The 13,131-nt window shown below is 57.6% G+C and carries 14 protein-coding genes and 1 other RNA gene; 12 read left to right on the top strand and 3 right to left on the bottom strand.

The genetic code is table 11. The features are described 5' to 3' along the window. Nucleotides 1-64: 64 nt before the first annotated feature. Both FOM92_RS05250 and FOM92_RS05245 read left to right on the top strand, forming a co-directional pair. Nucleotides 65-337 carry a metal-sensitive transcriptional regulator gene (locus tag FOM92_RS05250; protein WP_143775729.1) on the top strand — a complete coding sequence of 91 codons (273 nt, stop codon included), beginning with the start codon at nt 65-67 and terminating at the stop codon, nt 335-337. A 123-nt stretch (nt 338-460) separates the two neighbouring features. Further along, the gene (locus tag FOM92_RS05245; protein ID WP_425473364.1) at nt 461-718 is read left to right on the top strand and encodes a YdeI/OmpD-associated family protein; all 258 of its coding nucleotides are present in this window, start codon (nt 461-463) and stop codon (nt 716-718) included. A 47-nt stretch (nt 719-765) separates the two neighbouring features. On the opposite strand, the gene FOM92_RS05240 is transcribed toward FOM92_RS05245, so the two are convergent. Both FOM92_RS05240 and ald read right to left on the bottom strand, forming a co-directional pair. Further along, nucleotides 766-1,818, bottom strand: coding sequence for a LacI family DNA-binding transcriptional regulator (locus FOM92_RS05240; protein ID WP_143775727.1), 1,053 nt, complete (start codon nt 1,816-1,818; stop codon nt 766-768). Continuing rightward, nucleotides 1,815-2,942: an alanine dehydrogenase gene (gene ald, locus FOM92_RS05235; protein WP_143775726.1), complete on the bottom strand. Its 1,128-nt coding sequence runs from the start codon at nt 2,940-2,942 to the stop codon at nt 1,815-1,817. Before ald ends, FOM92_RS05240 begins: the two co-directional genes overlap by 4 nt. Nucleotides 2,943-3,042: 100 nt before the next feature. Between ald and FOM92_RS05230 the strand changes: the two genes are divergently transcribed. The 7 genes from FOM92_RS05230 to FOM92_RS05200 all read left to right on the top strand — a co-directional run bounded on the left by FOM92_RS05230 (nt 3,043) and on the right by FOM92_RS05200 (nt 10,345). Continuing rightward, nucleotides 3,043-3,543 (top strand): Lrp/AsnC family transcriptional regulator, encoded by a 501-nt coding sequence (locus FOM92_RS05230; RefSeq protein WP_211347351.1) that lies wholly within the window; start codon nt 3,043-3,045, stop codon nt 3,541-3,543. A 276-nt stretch (nt 3,544-3,819) separates the two neighbouring features. Then, nucleotides 3,820-4,539, top strand: a complete 720-nt coding sequence (locus FOM92_RS05225; protein WP_143775725.1) for a TorF family putative porin — start codon at nt 3,820-3,822, stop codon at nt 4,537-4,539. Between the two features lie 99 nt (nt 4,540-4,638). After that, nucleotides 4,639-5,985, top strand: coding sequence for a glutamine synthetase family protein (locus FOM92_RS05220; RefSeq protein ID WP_143775724.1), 1,347 nt, complete (start codon nt 4,639-4,641; stop codon nt 5,983-5,985). Nucleotides 5,986-5,988: 3 nt separating this feature from the next. After that, nucleotides 5,989-6,357 (top strand): cupin domain-containing protein, encoded by a 369-nt coding sequence (locus tag FOM92_RS05215; RefSeq protein ID WP_170226791.1) that lies wholly within the window; start codon nt 5,989-5,991, stop codon nt 6,355-6,357. A gap of 15 nt (nt 6,358-6,372) precedes the next feature. Further along, complete coding sequence (locus FOM92_RS05210) at nt 6,373-7,599, top strand: NAD(P)/FAD-dependent oxidoreductase (RefSeq protein WP_143775722.1); 1,227 nt, start codon at nt 6,373-6,375, stop codon at nt 7,597-7,599. Next, nucleotides 7,596-8,948: an aspartate aminotransferase family protein gene (locus FOM92_RS05205; protein ID WP_143775721.1), complete on the top strand. Its 1,353-nt coding sequence runs from the start codon at nt 7,596-7,598 to the stop codon at nt 8,946-8,948. The genes FOM92_RS05210 and FOM92_RS05205 overlap by 4 nt, the downstream gene beginning before the upstream one ends. Next, on the top strand, nt 8,945-10,345 hold the full coding sequence (locus tag FOM92_RS05200; protein ID WP_143775720.1) for a glutamine synthetase family protein: 1,401 nt from the start codon (nt 8,945-8,947) through the stop codon (nt 10,343-10,345). The genes FOM92_RS05205 and FOM92_RS05200 overlap by 4 nt, the downstream gene beginning before the upstream one ends. A gap of 28 nt (nt 10,346-10,373) precedes the next feature. On the opposite strand, the gene FOM92_RS05195 is transcribed toward FOM92_RS05200, so the two are convergent. Beyond that, the gene (locus tag FOM92_RS05195) at nt 10,374-10,721 is read right to left on the bottom strand and encodes a PilZ domain-containing protein (RefSeq protein WP_143775719.1); all 348 of its coding nucleotides are present in this window, start codon (nt 10,719-10,721) and stop codon (nt 10,374-10,376) included. A gap of 138 nt (nt 10,722-10,859) precedes the next feature. Between FOM92_RS05195 and ffs the strand changes: the two genes are divergently transcribed. From ffs to FOM92_RS05180, 3 genes are all read left to right on the top strand, one after another. After that, nucleotides 10,860-10,954: signal recognition particle sRNA small type (gene ffs, locus FOM92_RS05190), an RNA gene on the top strand. Between the two features lie 57 nt (nt 10,955-11,011). After that, a complete protein-coding gene (locus tag FOM92_RS05185) occupies nt 11,012-12,733 on the top strand; it encodes a DNA polymerase III subunit gamma/tau (protein ID WP_143776325.1) in 1,722 nt (573 codons plus the stop codon). After that, entirely contained in the window at nt 12,730-13,065 is a 336-nt protein-coding gene (locus FOM92_RS05180) for a YbaB/EbfC family nucleoid-associated protein (protein WP_143775718.1), read from the top strand. Before FOM92_RS05185 ends, FOM92_RS05180 begins: the two co-directional genes overlap by 4 nt. Nucleotides 13,066-13,131 lie beyond the last annotated feature (66 nt).

The raw sequence follows: 13,131 nt of genomic DNA, 5'->3' as shown, positions 1-13,131 counted from the left end.
TTGCATCCTAATTGGGGAGAGTTGTATAGGATACCCCTGTAGGGTATAGCAAGCGGGTATTCATATGGCCAAAGACCGGAGCGACATAATTAATCGCCTGAAACGTATCGAGGGTCAGGTGCGCGGCGTTTCACAGATGGTCGCTGACGACCGCTACTGCATGGACATTTTGCATCAGGTGCAGGCGGTGAAAGCGGCGCTCGCCAAAGTCGAAAGTGCTATCCTGAAGGATCACGCATCCTGCTGCGTTGCGGAGGCAATTGCTTCTGGAGATGTTGCTGAGCAGCGGGCGAAGTTCAATGAACTGGTCGATCTGTTCGAACGCGTGAAACGCTGACGGGTTGAGCGATCAGAGGCATATAACTGAATCGCGCTGTTGGTGGAACGGAGCCAGAGGGTTATAAGCCATCCAATGAAAAGTGCGTTTCTTCATGGCATCGTCCACACGGCTGGGGACGATATGCGCTTGGCTTTGCAGGCGGATCCTGACATCTTTGCCCTTTGGCAAGCGTTGACGCCAATCGGCCGCAATGAATTTATCTGCTGGGTTGAAGATGCCAAGCAGCCAAAAACACGGGCGCGGCGCATAGAACGAACCTGCGAGGAGTTATTGGAGGGTAAGAAACGGCCCTGTTGCTGGGCCGGATGTATCCACCGGACAGACAAGAAGCCGAGTGCATGGCAGCAGGCTGTTTTGATTGACGGGAAGCGAAATTAAGCAAGGATGCGGGGCTAATCGCCCGGAAACTTTCGCCCGTAAAAGTCTCAGGCGCTTTCGCGGAGTAACAGCCGGACCGGCACCGGTGTGGTGTCGGGCGTTTTGCCTTTCAAAAGTGCGATCAGCGCCTCGACCAGCATCTCGCCTGCTTTATAATAATCCTGTTCGATTGTGGTGAGCGGCGGCTGCGCATAGGCGCCGGTGGCTATGCCGTCGAATCCGATAACACGGACGTCCGTTCCTGCAGAGATTCCGGCTTCGTCCAGTGCGCGCAATGCGCCCAAAGCAATGAAGTCATTTGCACAAAACAGACCGTCAAAGCTCGTTTTGTCGCGCAGCAGTGCCTTGACGGCGGCATAGCCCTGGTCTTCACGCACGGCATTTTCGGGCAAGGTGGGGCAGATGACGGGAAGGCCGAGCTCCTGTGTCAGCGCCATATAGGTATTGATGCGGTCCTGAAATTGCGGCTGCTCGCTGTTCATCGGCCCGATATAGGCGATGTTCTTGCATCCCTTTGCGCGCAAATGGTCGATGGCCAGACGCGTGCCCATTGCATTGTCGCTCTTTATGGAAACAAGGTCTTCCTTGCTGGCGCCCCAGCAAATCATGGGCGTGTTGTGGCGGGCATATTCGCCGAAATACTGCCAGCCTTCCACATTCTGCCCGCTGCCGATAACGATCAGGCCGTCGGCCTGGCGGCTGCCTGTGTAGTTTGCGAAGAAATTGGCGGGCGAATCCTGAAAGGAAACGATCAGATTATATCCCCGCTCGGACGCGGATGCAGCGATACAGCCGAGCAGCGACAGGTAGAAGGGGTTGATGTTCGCCTTATTCTCGCCCTTTCGGCACAGGATGACGAGGGCGATTGAAAAAGTCTGTTGCGTGCGCAGGCGAAGGGCGTTGTGGTCGACCGAATAGTTGAGTTCGTTCGCCAGCGCCACAATACGCGCGCGGGTTTCTTCATTGACCTTTTTGTCGCCGCGCAGCGCGCGCGATACTGTGGGTTGCGAAACCCCCAGCATCGCTGCGATCTGATGCGCTGTAATCCGCCCCTCTTTGCCCATGCCGCGCCGGTTAGCACCAAGGCGCGCCGGAGTCACGCGGCGAGCGCGGTTTCCGGTGCGACAAAATCGAGGTCGAGGCTATCCGCGACGGCCTTGCTGGTGACTTTGCCCTTGTGGACGTTCAGCCCGGCGAGGAGGCCGCGACCGGTTTCGGAGAGGGAATGCAACGCGCCGACACCCTTTTCCGCCAGTGCGAGGCCATAGGGCAAAGTGGCGTTATTCAGCGCAGCGGCGCTGGTTTGCGGCACCGCGCCTGGCATATTTGCGACGCAATAGTGAATGATGCCGTCGACGACATAGGTGGGTTCGGCATGGGTGGTCGGCTTTGATGTTTCAAAGCATCCGCCCTGGTCGATGGCGACATCGACGAGGACCGAGCCCGGCTTCATATGTTTCAACATGGCACGGGTCACAAGCTTCGGTGCGCTTGCGCCGGGGATCAGTACCGCACCGATGACGGCGTCGGCTATGCTGATTTCGTGATCGATCGTCTCCAGCGTCGAGTAACGCGTGCGGACACGGCCCTGGAACAGTTCATCCAGTTCGCGCAGGCGGGGGATGGAGCGGTCTACGATGGTGACTTCCGCGCCAAGGCCCACGGCCATGCGCGCCGCATGGGTGCCGACAACTCCGCCGCCGATCACGCAGACGCGGCCCGCAGCAACGCCGGGGACGCCGCCCAGCAATATGCCGGCACCGCCCTCGCTCCGCCGCATGGCCTCGCCCGCCGCTTCGATGGCGAGACGGCCTGCAACTTCGCTCATGGGCGCGAGCAGGGGCAGGGTGCCCTTGTCGTCGGTTACGGTTTCATAGGCGATTGCCGTGCAGCCGCTTGCGATCAGGCCCTTCGCCTGTTCGGGGTCGGGCGCAAGATGCAGATAGGTGAAGAGGAGCTGGTCGGGACGAAGTTGCACCCATTCCGAAGGCTGGGGCTCTTTCACTTTCACGATCATTTCGCATCCGGCGAATATCTCGGCCGCCGTTGCCGCAATTTCGGCACCAGCGGCGCGGTAGGCGTCGTCGGTTGCCATGATACCCGCACCCGCGCCCGATTGAACGACAACCTGATGGCCACGCGCAACATATTCGCGCACGGCGCCGGGGGTCAGGCCGACCCGATATTCATGAACCTTGATCTCGCTGGGGACGCCGACGCGCATTTCTCTTCTCCTGTAATGAGTCTCTGGAACGAAGAAATAGCATTGTCCGACCGCAGTTAATCTGCAAAGATTCGACAAGATTGCTTAAATCGCACATAAAATGCGCGTAAAAATCGATATAGGTGAAGAAAATATGCAACTGGATCGTGCAGACCGCAAATTACTCCGCGTACTCGTCTCCAACGGAAGGGCAACGCAGCAGGAGTTAGGCGAGGCCGCAGGCCTGTCGCCAAGCGCCGCCGCGCGGCGGCAAAAGGGCCTGGAGGATGCCGGCATCGTGCGCGGTTACCGGGCGGATGTTAACCTGCGCAAACTGGGCATGGGCGCGACGGTCATGGTCACCATAACGCTGGACAGCCAGAGCGAAGAGGCCATGGGGACATTCGAAGCAGCAGTGGTGGAAAGCCCGTCGATCATACGCTGTCATCTGATGAGCGGCCGGAACGATTATCTTCTGGTGGTCCGGGCCACGTCGATTGAGGATTACGAGATTATCCACCGTCAGGAAATCGCCCGTTTGCCGCGTGTGGCACGTATAGAAACAGCGTTCGCCCTGCGCGAAGTGGTCAATCGTACGGTGCCGCCAAGGCTGCTGGGATAGACATTTTCGACTGGCGCCAGGGTGCAAACTACCTTCACGAAACTGTGATGTAATTGTCACATTTGTCAAAAAGGACAACGGCGCTGACATAAAATTGCTTGATTGCATGTTCCATTGATGTTTGTGTGCACCTGCACAATAAAGGCGCTGGTAAACAATAATTAACCACGGCGCGCGCATTAGATTGAGCGGGAAGAGGACGGCATGTGCCGTGGGCTGTGGTGTACGCCTTGTCTCCGGTTAACTTAATAGCGCACCTAAAGAAGGGGTAATTTTATGCGTAACTCGATTTTGAAACTGGCTGCGATGAGTGTCGCGATGAGCGCACTTGCTGTTTCCGCACCTGCATTTGCGCAGGAAGAAGAAGCAGAATCCGGTCCCATCACCATCACCGGTGGCATCACCGGCGTTTCGGACTACCGTTTCCGCGGCGTTTCGCTTTCGGACAAGGATTTTGCGATCCAGCCAACCCTGACCGTCAAGCATGAATCGGGCTTCTACGTAGGTGTATGGGGTTCCAATCTGGCGGAAAACGCTGGCGATGATATCGAAGTCGATCTTTATGCCGGTTTCTCAGGCGGCGACACCGTCACCTATGACATTGGCGCTACATATTATGTCTATCCCGGTGTTTCGAGCTTCAACTATGTGGAGTTCACCGGCAAGCTCGGCACGACCGTTGGGCCCGCAACCATCGGTGGCCAGTTGAGCTATGTTCCCAGCCAGGACAATACCGGCAATACCGACAACATCTATGTTGCCACAAATGCGACAATCGCACTGCCAGATTCGCCCATTTCGATCGTCGGTTCGGTCGGTCTTGAAGATGGTGCCTTCACCGGTGGCAGCTCGAAGCTGGACTGGTCGCTGGGCCTGACCGCAAATGTCGCCGGTTTCACGCTGGGCGCATCTTATGTGGACACCGACCGTCAGTCGACCTTCGCGTTCAAAGACAGTTCGGCAGGCGTGGTTTTCTCGCTCGCTTACTTCTTTTAATTAACTTTCCGGGGCTTCCCGGGTCGAAATCTGCATGCCGGGCTTGACCTTTCAAGTCCGGCATGTCCTTATCCAGCGAACAGAAAGCTGGTGAAAACAATGTCTGTCAATCTCGCGAATTGGATCGCAGAGCACAAAATCGACGAAGTCGAATGTATCGTTCCCGACATTAATGGTGTGCAGCGCGGCAAGGTCTTGCCCGCCAAAAAATTCCTTTCCTCCGTCCGTGACAAGTCGTTGCGGATACCGGGAAGCGTATTCATTTGCACCATCGATGGTCATTATCCCGAGGATATCGAGGACATCTGGGATAAGGATCCAGACAAGATACTGATCGCGGATCCCGACACCATTTGTGTCGCACCCGGGTTCAAATCGCCCACCGCCTTTGTGATTGCCGATGCCTTTCATGGCGATGGCACCGAAGTTGAACTGGCGCCCCGCACGATCCTGAAGAAAGTCCTTGGCCTATATGCCGACAAGGGCTGGAAACCGATCATTGCGCCCGAAGTCGAATTTTACCTTGTATCGCAAAATACGGACCCCGACTTCCCTCTGGTTCCTCCTACCGGATCAAGTGGCCGGGCGGAAACGGCGAGCCAGCCTTACGGGCTGGAGGCGATGAATGAATATGAGGATATCATCGACCATATTTACGATAATTGCGAGTTGATGGGGCTCGATATCGATACGATGATCCACGAAATGGGTGCGGCGCAGTTGGAGGTCAACTTCATCCACGGTGACCCTCTCAAATTGGCGGATCAGGTATTTCTTTTCAAAAGGGTCGTACGCGCCGTTGCCAAGCAACATGGGGTTTATGCCACTTTCATGGCAAATCCGATGGCAGGCCAGCCGGGCAGTGCCATGCATATCCACCAGTCCGTTGTCGATGCCGAAACGGGAAGAAACCTGTTCTCGAACGCCAATGGTAAGGATAGCGCGATGTTCCGCAGTTATATTGCGGGGCTGGTCAAATTCATGCCGCAAATCTCGCCGCTCTGGGCGCCCAATGTGAACAGTTTTCGCCGCATGCGCCCCGACAGTGCGGCGCCGATCAATGTGCAATGGGGTGAAGACAATCGCAGTTGCGGCTTTCGCGTTCCTATTTCGGACAAGGCAAATCGCCGCGTCGAGAACAGGCTGCCGGGTGCCGATTCCAACCCGTATCTCGCCATCGCCGCCTCCTTGGTCTGCGGCTATATCGGCATGGTGGAGAGGATGGTGCCAGCAAAGGCGATTATCGGTAGCGCCTATAACCGGGCACGCACGCTTCCTCGCACCCTGGAAGCCGCACTTGACCGATTCTCGGCTTGCCGCCCTGTTCGAAATCTTCTCGGCGAAGAGTTTTTCGAGATTTACTATGCGGTCAAGGATTACGAGCTGTTCAATTACCAATCGGTCGTGAGCAGCTGGGAACGCGAGCATTTGTTGTTGCGGGTATAAATCGTGACCGCGCGCAGTATCCATGTTGACGCTGCTCCAGCCGAAGATTTCGCGCCTTCCCCCGATCGGGTTGTACGCGGTGCGCCACGTGGTGAAACGCGCAACGCCTATGAATCGGCCGATGGCAGGAAATATTTCGGCGAATGGAGCTGTGGGGAGGGGGCCTGGCGCGTCTCCTATTCCGAATGGGAATATTGCCGAATTGTCGAAGGTCATGTGCGCTTGACCGGCGACGACGGCACAATTGCCGAAGCGGGCCCAGACGGAAATCTCGTCATAGAACCCGGCTTTGAAGGCATTTGGGAAAATCTGACACCTGTTCGGAAGCTGTATGTGATCGATCTGGGGCCGCCGATGGAGAGCGCGGACTAGTCCGGCATTCTTCACATGAACGATCCTCTCAACAACAGCTATTATCAGGCCAGTGCCAATGCGTGGGTGCCGCAGCCCGTTTTTACCGGCGGCGAAAAATATGATGTCGCCGTGATCGGCGGCGGGTTTACCGGTTTGTCCGCGGCGCTTGCCTGCGCCGAAAAAGGACTGAAGGTTGCACTGCTGGAGGCCAGGAGCATCGGTTACGGGGCATCGGGACGCAATGGCGGGCAATTGATCCCCGGACTGCGCTGGTCAATGCGCGAACTGGATGAAGAATTTGGACGTGAACGGTCGCAAGCGATATTCGACCTTGCCTATGGCGCTGTGGATCGCGTGAAACAACGGATCGACCGGCACGGCATCCAATGTGATTTGAAAAGCGGCCATTTGGAGGCAGCCTATAAGCCTGCACATTTTGACGCGATGCGACGGGATACCGAATATCTGGAAAAACATTTTGGCTGGAAAAGCGAGACTGTGCAGCCAAAGGACCTCGAAAAGCATATCCGTGGCGGTGGTTATTATGGTGGTATTTATGATTCCCAAGGCGGGCATTTCCATCCTCTAAACTATGCCTTGGGTCTGGCCTCTGCCGCACAGCAGGCAGGCGTTTCCATTTTCGAGAATAGCTTTGTACGACCCGGGGATGTCGATGCCGGGGCAGTGATCGTCGCAACCGATAGCTGGCTGCATGAAATCGACGAGCGACTGGGCCGCTACACCATTCCGATCATGAACTATAATATTGCGACCCAGCCTCTTGCGAATTGGGAGGCCTTTCTGCCCAGTGATGCCGCGGTCGCGGATAGTCGATTTGTGCTTAACTATTACCGTCTTTCTGCCGACAAGCGCCTGATTTTCGGCGGCGGTGAAAAATATGTCCAGACGCCGCCCGCCGACATATCTGCGTTTGTCCGCAAACATATCGCGGATGTGTTCCCGTCTCTGGCCGACACAGCTATCGACTATGCGTGGGGCGGCGCCGTCGGCGTCACGATGAACCGCCTCCCGCATATAGGACGGGAGGGGAATATATTTTTCGCCCATGGCTTTTCCGGGCATGGTGCCTTGGTTACAACGCTGGCAGGCGAATTGTTGGCGGAGGCGGTTGCAGGAACAATGGGGCGTTTCGATGTCTTTGCCCGTTTGCCACATCGGCCATTTCCGGGCGGCAAATTTTTCGCACGGCCGCTCGCCACTTTGGGTCTTCTCTATTACGCCTTGCGAGACCGGCTATGATTGAGCCTTCAGCCATTTCGGCACTGCGGACGCGGGAAAGTGCTCGTTTTGTCGCAAATAATCCAAAGTCGAAAAGCGTCTTTGAAAATTCGAGCGGTTGGTTCCAGCAGGTTCCCTTTCATTGGATGCTGGATTGGCCAAGTCCCTTTCCAATTGTAGCTGCATCCGCAGAAGGCGCTCATCTGACCAGTATCGATGGCCAGCAATTTGACGACTTCTGCCTTGGCGACACGGCAAGCATGTTCGGACATTCCCCGCCTGCGCTCAGCGCGGCTCTTGCTCAACAGGCCGGGCAGGGGCTCAGCTACATGCTTCCAACGGTCAAAGGTGCCGAGTTGAGCAACATGTTGGCCGGAATGTTCGGCCTGCCGCATTGGCAGGTGACGACAACCGCGAGTGAAGCCAATCGCGCGGTCATTCGGTGGTGTCGCGGATTGACCGGACGTCAGAAGATTCTGATTTTTAATGGATGCTATCATGGTGCGGTCGACGATGTATTTGTCGATCTGCGCGACGGGGTCGCCGTCAATCGGCCGAGCCTGATCGGTCAGGTGCAGGATTTGCTGCCGACGACCGTCGCCGTAGAATTTAATGACTTTGACGCGTTGGAAAGCGCCCTTCGTACAGGTGACATTGCCTGCGTGCTCGCCGAACCGGTCATGACCAATATCGGCATGGTCCGCGATGCACCCGGCTATCTTGAAACGTTGCGCCGTCTGTGCAGCGACACCGGCACGTTGCTGGTTTTTGATGAAACCCATACAATCTCGTCAGGCTATGGTGGGCACAGCAACAGCCACGGCCCGATGCCGGACATCATGGTGATCGGAAAATCGATTGGTGGAGGTGTCCCATGCGCGGTTTATGGATTTACCGCGCAGGTGTCCGCCCGCATGGAGGCGTTGAACAAGTCGCGACCTTCCGGACATAGCGGTATCGGCGCCACGCTTTCGGCCAATGCACTGGCAATCACGGCCATGCATGCGATGCTTGGGCAGGTCATTACGCGGCCGGCTTATGACCATATGCTCGCCATGGCGGACAGGTTGGTGTCGGGACTGCGTCAGATAATTGATGTTCGTGGCTTGCCCTGGCATGTCAGCCATGTGGGCGCACGGGTCGAATTTGTCTGCGTATCCGAGCCCCCGCGTAACGGCAGCGAAGCCCGGGCGGCGATGGACCATGAACTGGAATCAGCGATCCATCTCTATCTGACCAACCGCGGCATTTTACTCGCACCGTTCCACAATATGATGCTGCTCAGTCCGGTCACCCGGCCGGAGCAGGTGGATCGCCTCTTGCACGCGCTCGATTCCTGTGTAGGCGAGCTTTTGGAGATAAAAGCATGACAAAACGCGCCATTTCATCGGCAAAGATCGCACCGCGCAGCGAAGCAGAGGCCTTTTTTGCGGCAAATCCGGACATTGATTCGATCGAAATGATCTACACCGATATGGGCGGCGTCCCGCGCGGCAAGCGGTTGCGGCAGCATGAGGTGCTTTCGGTTTATGAAATCGGTCGTTTCTTCCCGGGCTCGATCGCCGTCGTCGACATTACGGGACAGGATACTGTCGAAACCGGACTGGTCTGGGAAGATGGTGACGCCGACCGTTCGATGAAGCCTATCCCTGGCACCTTGGTGCGGACGCCGTGGGCAGGGGACAATGCGGCGCAGTTCATGGTCGATTTTTACGAACTTGACGGCCAGCCGCACGACCTTGACCCGCGTCATGTGCTGGGCCTGGTTGTCGACCGTTTTGCCGAAATGGGCCTGACCCCGGCACTGGCGGTGGAGCTGGAATTCTACCTGCTCGACCCAAAGCGTGCGCGTGACGGTTCGGTTCGACCGGCGCGGCCCGACTATAGCGGCAGTACGCCGCAAATGGTCGAAGTCTATGGCTTGCGCGAACTTGACGATTTTCGACCCTTTTTTGACGAATTGTACGAAGCCTGCGATATTCAGGGACTGCCGCTGGAGTCAGCCATTTCGGAATTTGCGCCCGGCCAGTGCGAACTGACGCTGCGCTACAAGCCCGACGTGCTGCGCGCGTGCGATGATGCCATCATGTACAAGCGCGTGGTCAAGGCCGTCGCGCAGGCGCATGGTCTGGAGGCAACCTTCATGGCGAAGCCTTTTGCCGAACAGGCCGGAAGCGGCATGCATATTCATGTCTCGATGAACGATGCCGATGGCAAAAACCTGTTCGCTGCCGATGATCCCGAAGGGACGCCGATGCTGCGCCACGCCATTGGCGGAATGATTGGCACCGTTGGCGATTGCTTTGCCCTGTTTGCGCCGCACGCCAACAGCTACCGCCGCTTTAAGGCGAACAGCTACGCGCCGGTCGCGCCGACATGGGGCGTCAATAACCGCACCGTTTCCTTCCGCATTCCGGCAGGTCCTCCCTCCAGCCGCCATGTCGAACATCGCGCCTGTGGTGCGGATGCGAACCCGTATCTTGCGGTTGCAGGGGTGTTGGCCGGTATCCATCATGGCATCACGAACCAGATCGACCCCGGCCCTGCCGTGGTCGGCAACGGCTATGACAGGGACAGCTCAGGTGACGACAAACCGCCGAGCAACTGGTTCGCGTCGGTCGACCGGTTCCATGGCTCCAGCCTGATGCGCGATTATCTGGGCGAACGATTTGTCGAGATGTACACCATCGTCAAACGCGTCGAACAGGACCGCTATTTCGGGCAGGTCCCGTCGATTGACTATGACTGGTACCTCCGCAACGCCTGACGCTGCTGCGCAATCCTGTCGGTAACGATCAGGCCTGCACGGGGAAGCGGGCGAGGATGTTTTCCATGACGGCGAGGTTCAGCAAGGTGTCAAACTCGCAACCCACCATCGTGCCATCGTTCCAGACGATCTTGGCCTGAAGGGCGGACAGGCCGGGGAGGGTGAGCCACACGCGCGTGCCGGCGGACATGCCGGTTAAGGCCTCACAAGCCACGCCCGACAGCGACAGATCTTTCACAATGACCGAAAAAGACGGCGAGCCGGAAGGCCGCATCTGCGCCGGAATGTGCAACTTGACGCGCGGTGCGCTGCGATCTTCCTGTGCGGCGTCTTCGTAACGCATGTAGTTTTGACCCGTTATGTGCGAGATGGTCATATCCGAATCTCCCATTCTGAACGACCTGCGATAGGTGATCAGGGTGAACAACGGGTTTTGGCATAAGGTAAAGTGCCGGTTTACCATCTTCTGCACTGGCTGCGCTTGCATTTTGGCCAGTGTGTCGCCATATGCGCGGCGGGAGTCGGATGGACGTGGCACTCGCCAACCTGGTCAGATCCTGACGGAAGCAGCCACAACGAATTCGCTGCGGGTCATTCGGCTCCTATTTTTCCAAATCGCTTGAGAACATTTCGACAATCCGCGAAGAGCGGCCTAACACTATGTCGATGCCTGATTCCACCACCCCTGACCTCGCCGCGCGCGATCCGGATATGCCCGATGATGCATTGGGGCTGGGACTGGATGTGCAAGCGCCTGCAAAGCCCGCAGCATCGGGCGGCGCGGCCTATCGGGTCCTGGCGCGCAAATACCGTCCGCAGACATTTGCCGAGCTGATCGGCCAGGATGCGATGGTGCAAACCCTGGGGAATGCGATCAAGCGCGACCGTCTGGCGCACGCATTTCTGATGACGGGTGTCCGCGGGGTCGGCAAAACGTCGACCGCGCGCCTGATTGCCAAGGCACTGAACTGCGTCGGCACTGACGGGCAGGGCGGGCCGACCATAGACCCCTGTGGTCAGTGCGAACCGTGCCTGTCCATTGCCGAAGGGCGTCATATCGACGTTATCGAAATGGATGCGGCCAGCCATACCGGCGTCGACGATGTCCGCGAAATCATCGAGGCGGTCCGCTATTCGGCGGTGTCGGCGCGTTACAAGATCTACATCATCGACGAAGTCCACATGCTGTCGAAAAACGCGTTCAACGCGCTTTTGAAAACATTGGAAGAGCCGCCGGGACATGTGAAATTCCTGTTCGCTACAACCGAAGTGAACAAGGTTCCCATCACCGTCTTGTCGCGTTGCCAGCGTTTTGACCTCAAACGGATTCCAACCGAACTCCTCGCCAGCCATTTTGCGGAGATTACGCGCAAGGAAGCGGTCGAGGCCGAGCCGGATGCCCTCACGCTGGTCGCGCAAGCTGCCGAAGGTTCGGTGCGCGACGGACTGTCGATCCTCGACCAGGCAATTGCCCATGCCGATATGGATGGCCATGGCAAGGTAACAGCGGCGCAGGTGCGCGATATGCTGGGACTTTCGGATCGGGGTGCAATCCGCCGGCTTTTCGCCCTCATTCTGGCAGGCGACGCACAGGCGATGCTGGCGGAGGCCAAAAACCAGTATAATCTGGGCGTTGAACCGTTGGCGATGTTTGCAGGACTTTTGTCCGAAGTACACCGGTTGACCCTGATCAAGGTCGGCGCCCCGCGTGACGGCGCACTCGACGCCGACGCGTCCGCACTGGCGGAGGATCAGGCGGATCGTCTTTCATTCCCTGTTCTGCACCGTTTGTGGCAGTTGCTTCTGAAGGGGCAGGAGGAGGTCGCGCGCGCGGCTGTGCCGCTGGATGCCGCCGATATGGCCCTGCTTCGTGTCATTCACGCGGCAACGCTGCCTGATCCCGGCGAACTGGCCAAAATGCTCGCCCAGGGCAGTTTTGTTTCGGCGCCACCCGCCTCGGCCCCCACCGCGCTTGATATTCCGGCATCGCCGACTGTCACATCGCTGATGCCGGCAGATTTTCCAGCGCTCCTGGAACGACTGGCACGGGACGGTTTTGTCAGTCTGGAAATGACATTGCGCGATGTGATGCGATTGGTCGAATATGCTCCACCGTTGCTCGCATATCAGTTGGCCGGACCGGTGCCGCCATCTTTTGTTCCGGAACTGCGGGACGCTTTAGCCAAGGTCACGGGAACCCGTTGGGATTTGGAAGAAAGAGACGGAGACGCCCAGCCCAGCCTGTTGGAACAGGAAAGGGCGGCGGCGGAAGCAGGCCGACGCGCCATATTGGAATCCCCCCTGGTAAAGGCCGCATTCGCGGCTTTCCCCGAAGCTGAACTGCTCGACAGCGACGAGAGTGAATCACAATGGAGTAAACGTGCATGAAGAGCATGGAAGAAATGATTAAGGCTGCGCAAGAAGCAGCGCAGAATATCCAGAAACAGATGGAACAGGCGCAGGCAACTCTCGACACGATCGAAGTGGAAGGCGTTTCGGGGGGTGGCCTCGTCAAGGTGCGTGCAACGGCCAAGGGCCGCATATTGGGTGTGGCCATCGACGACAGTCTGATCGTCCCTGCCGACAAGACCATGTTAGAAGACCTGATCACCGCCGCGTTTAACGACGCCCGCGACAAGGCCGACGCCGCCAGCAATGCCGAGATGGGCAAGATGTCGAGCGGACTGCCTTTGCCAGCAGGGTTCAAATTACCGTTCTGATCCTGAAATGGATGATTGCTCCTTCTGCCGTGCGCGCGTTTTCGTGGACGGCAGAAGCGGAGTATA

Origin of the sequence: Sphingorhabdus contaminans (genome assembly GCF_007280415.1) — a bacterium.
GTDB lineage: Bacteria > Pseudomonadota > Alphaproteobacteria > Sphingomonadales > Sphingomonadaceae > Sphingorhabdus_B > Sphingorhabdus_B contaminans.
This window is presented reverse-complemented; position numbering and strand designations above follow the sequence as displayed.

Bases quoted from the DNA above. Each gene is read 5' to 3' on its own strand.
- FOM92_RS05245 (WP_425473364.1), top strand. From the start codon at position 461: ATGCGCTTGGCTTTGCAGGCGGATCCTGACATCTTTGCCCTTTGGCAA.
- FOM92_RS05220 (WP_143775724.1), top strand. From the start codon at position 4,639: ATGTCTGTCAATCTCGCGAATTGGATCGCAGAGCACAAAATCGACGAA.
- FOM92_RS05230 (WP_211347351.1), top strand. From the start codon at position 3,043: ATGCGCGTAAAAATCGATATAGGTGAAGAAAATATGCAACTGGATCGT.
- FOM92_RS05205 (WP_143775721.1), top strand. From the start codon at position 7,596: ATGATTGAGCCTTCAGCCATTTCGGCACTGCGGACGCGGGAAAGTGCT.
- FOM92_RS05250 (WP_143775729.1), top strand. From the start codon at position 65: ATGGCCAAAGACCGGAGCGACATAATTAATCGCCTGAAACGTATCGAG.
- FOM92_RS05200 (WP_143775720.1), top strand. From the start codon at position 8,945: ATGACAAAACGCGCCATTTCATCGGCAAAGATCGCACCGCGCAGCGAA.
- ald (WP_143775726.1), bottom strand. From the start codon at position 2,942: ATGCGCGTCGGCGTCCCCAGCGAGATCAAGGTTCATGAATATCGGGTC.
- FOM92_RS05210 (WP_143775722.1), top strand. From the start codon at position 6,373: ATGAACGATCCTCTCAACAACAGCTATTATCAGGCCAGTGCCAATGCG.
- FOM92_RS05195 (WP_143775719.1), bottom strand. From the start codon at position 10,721: ATGACCATCTCGCACATAACGGGTCAAAACTACATGCGTTACGAAGAC.
- FOM92_RS05225 (WP_143775725.1), top strand. From the start codon at position 3,820: ATGCGTAACTCGATTTTGAAACTGGCTGCGATGAGTGTCGCGATGAGC.
- FOM92_RS05185 (WP_143776325.1), top strand. From the start codon at position 11,012: ATGCCTGATTCCACCACCCCTGACCTCGCCGCGCGCGATCCGGATATG.
- FOM92_RS05180 (WP_143775718.1), top strand. From the start codon at position 12,730: ATGAAGAGCATGGAAGAAATGATTAAGGCTGCGCAAGAAGCAGCGCAG.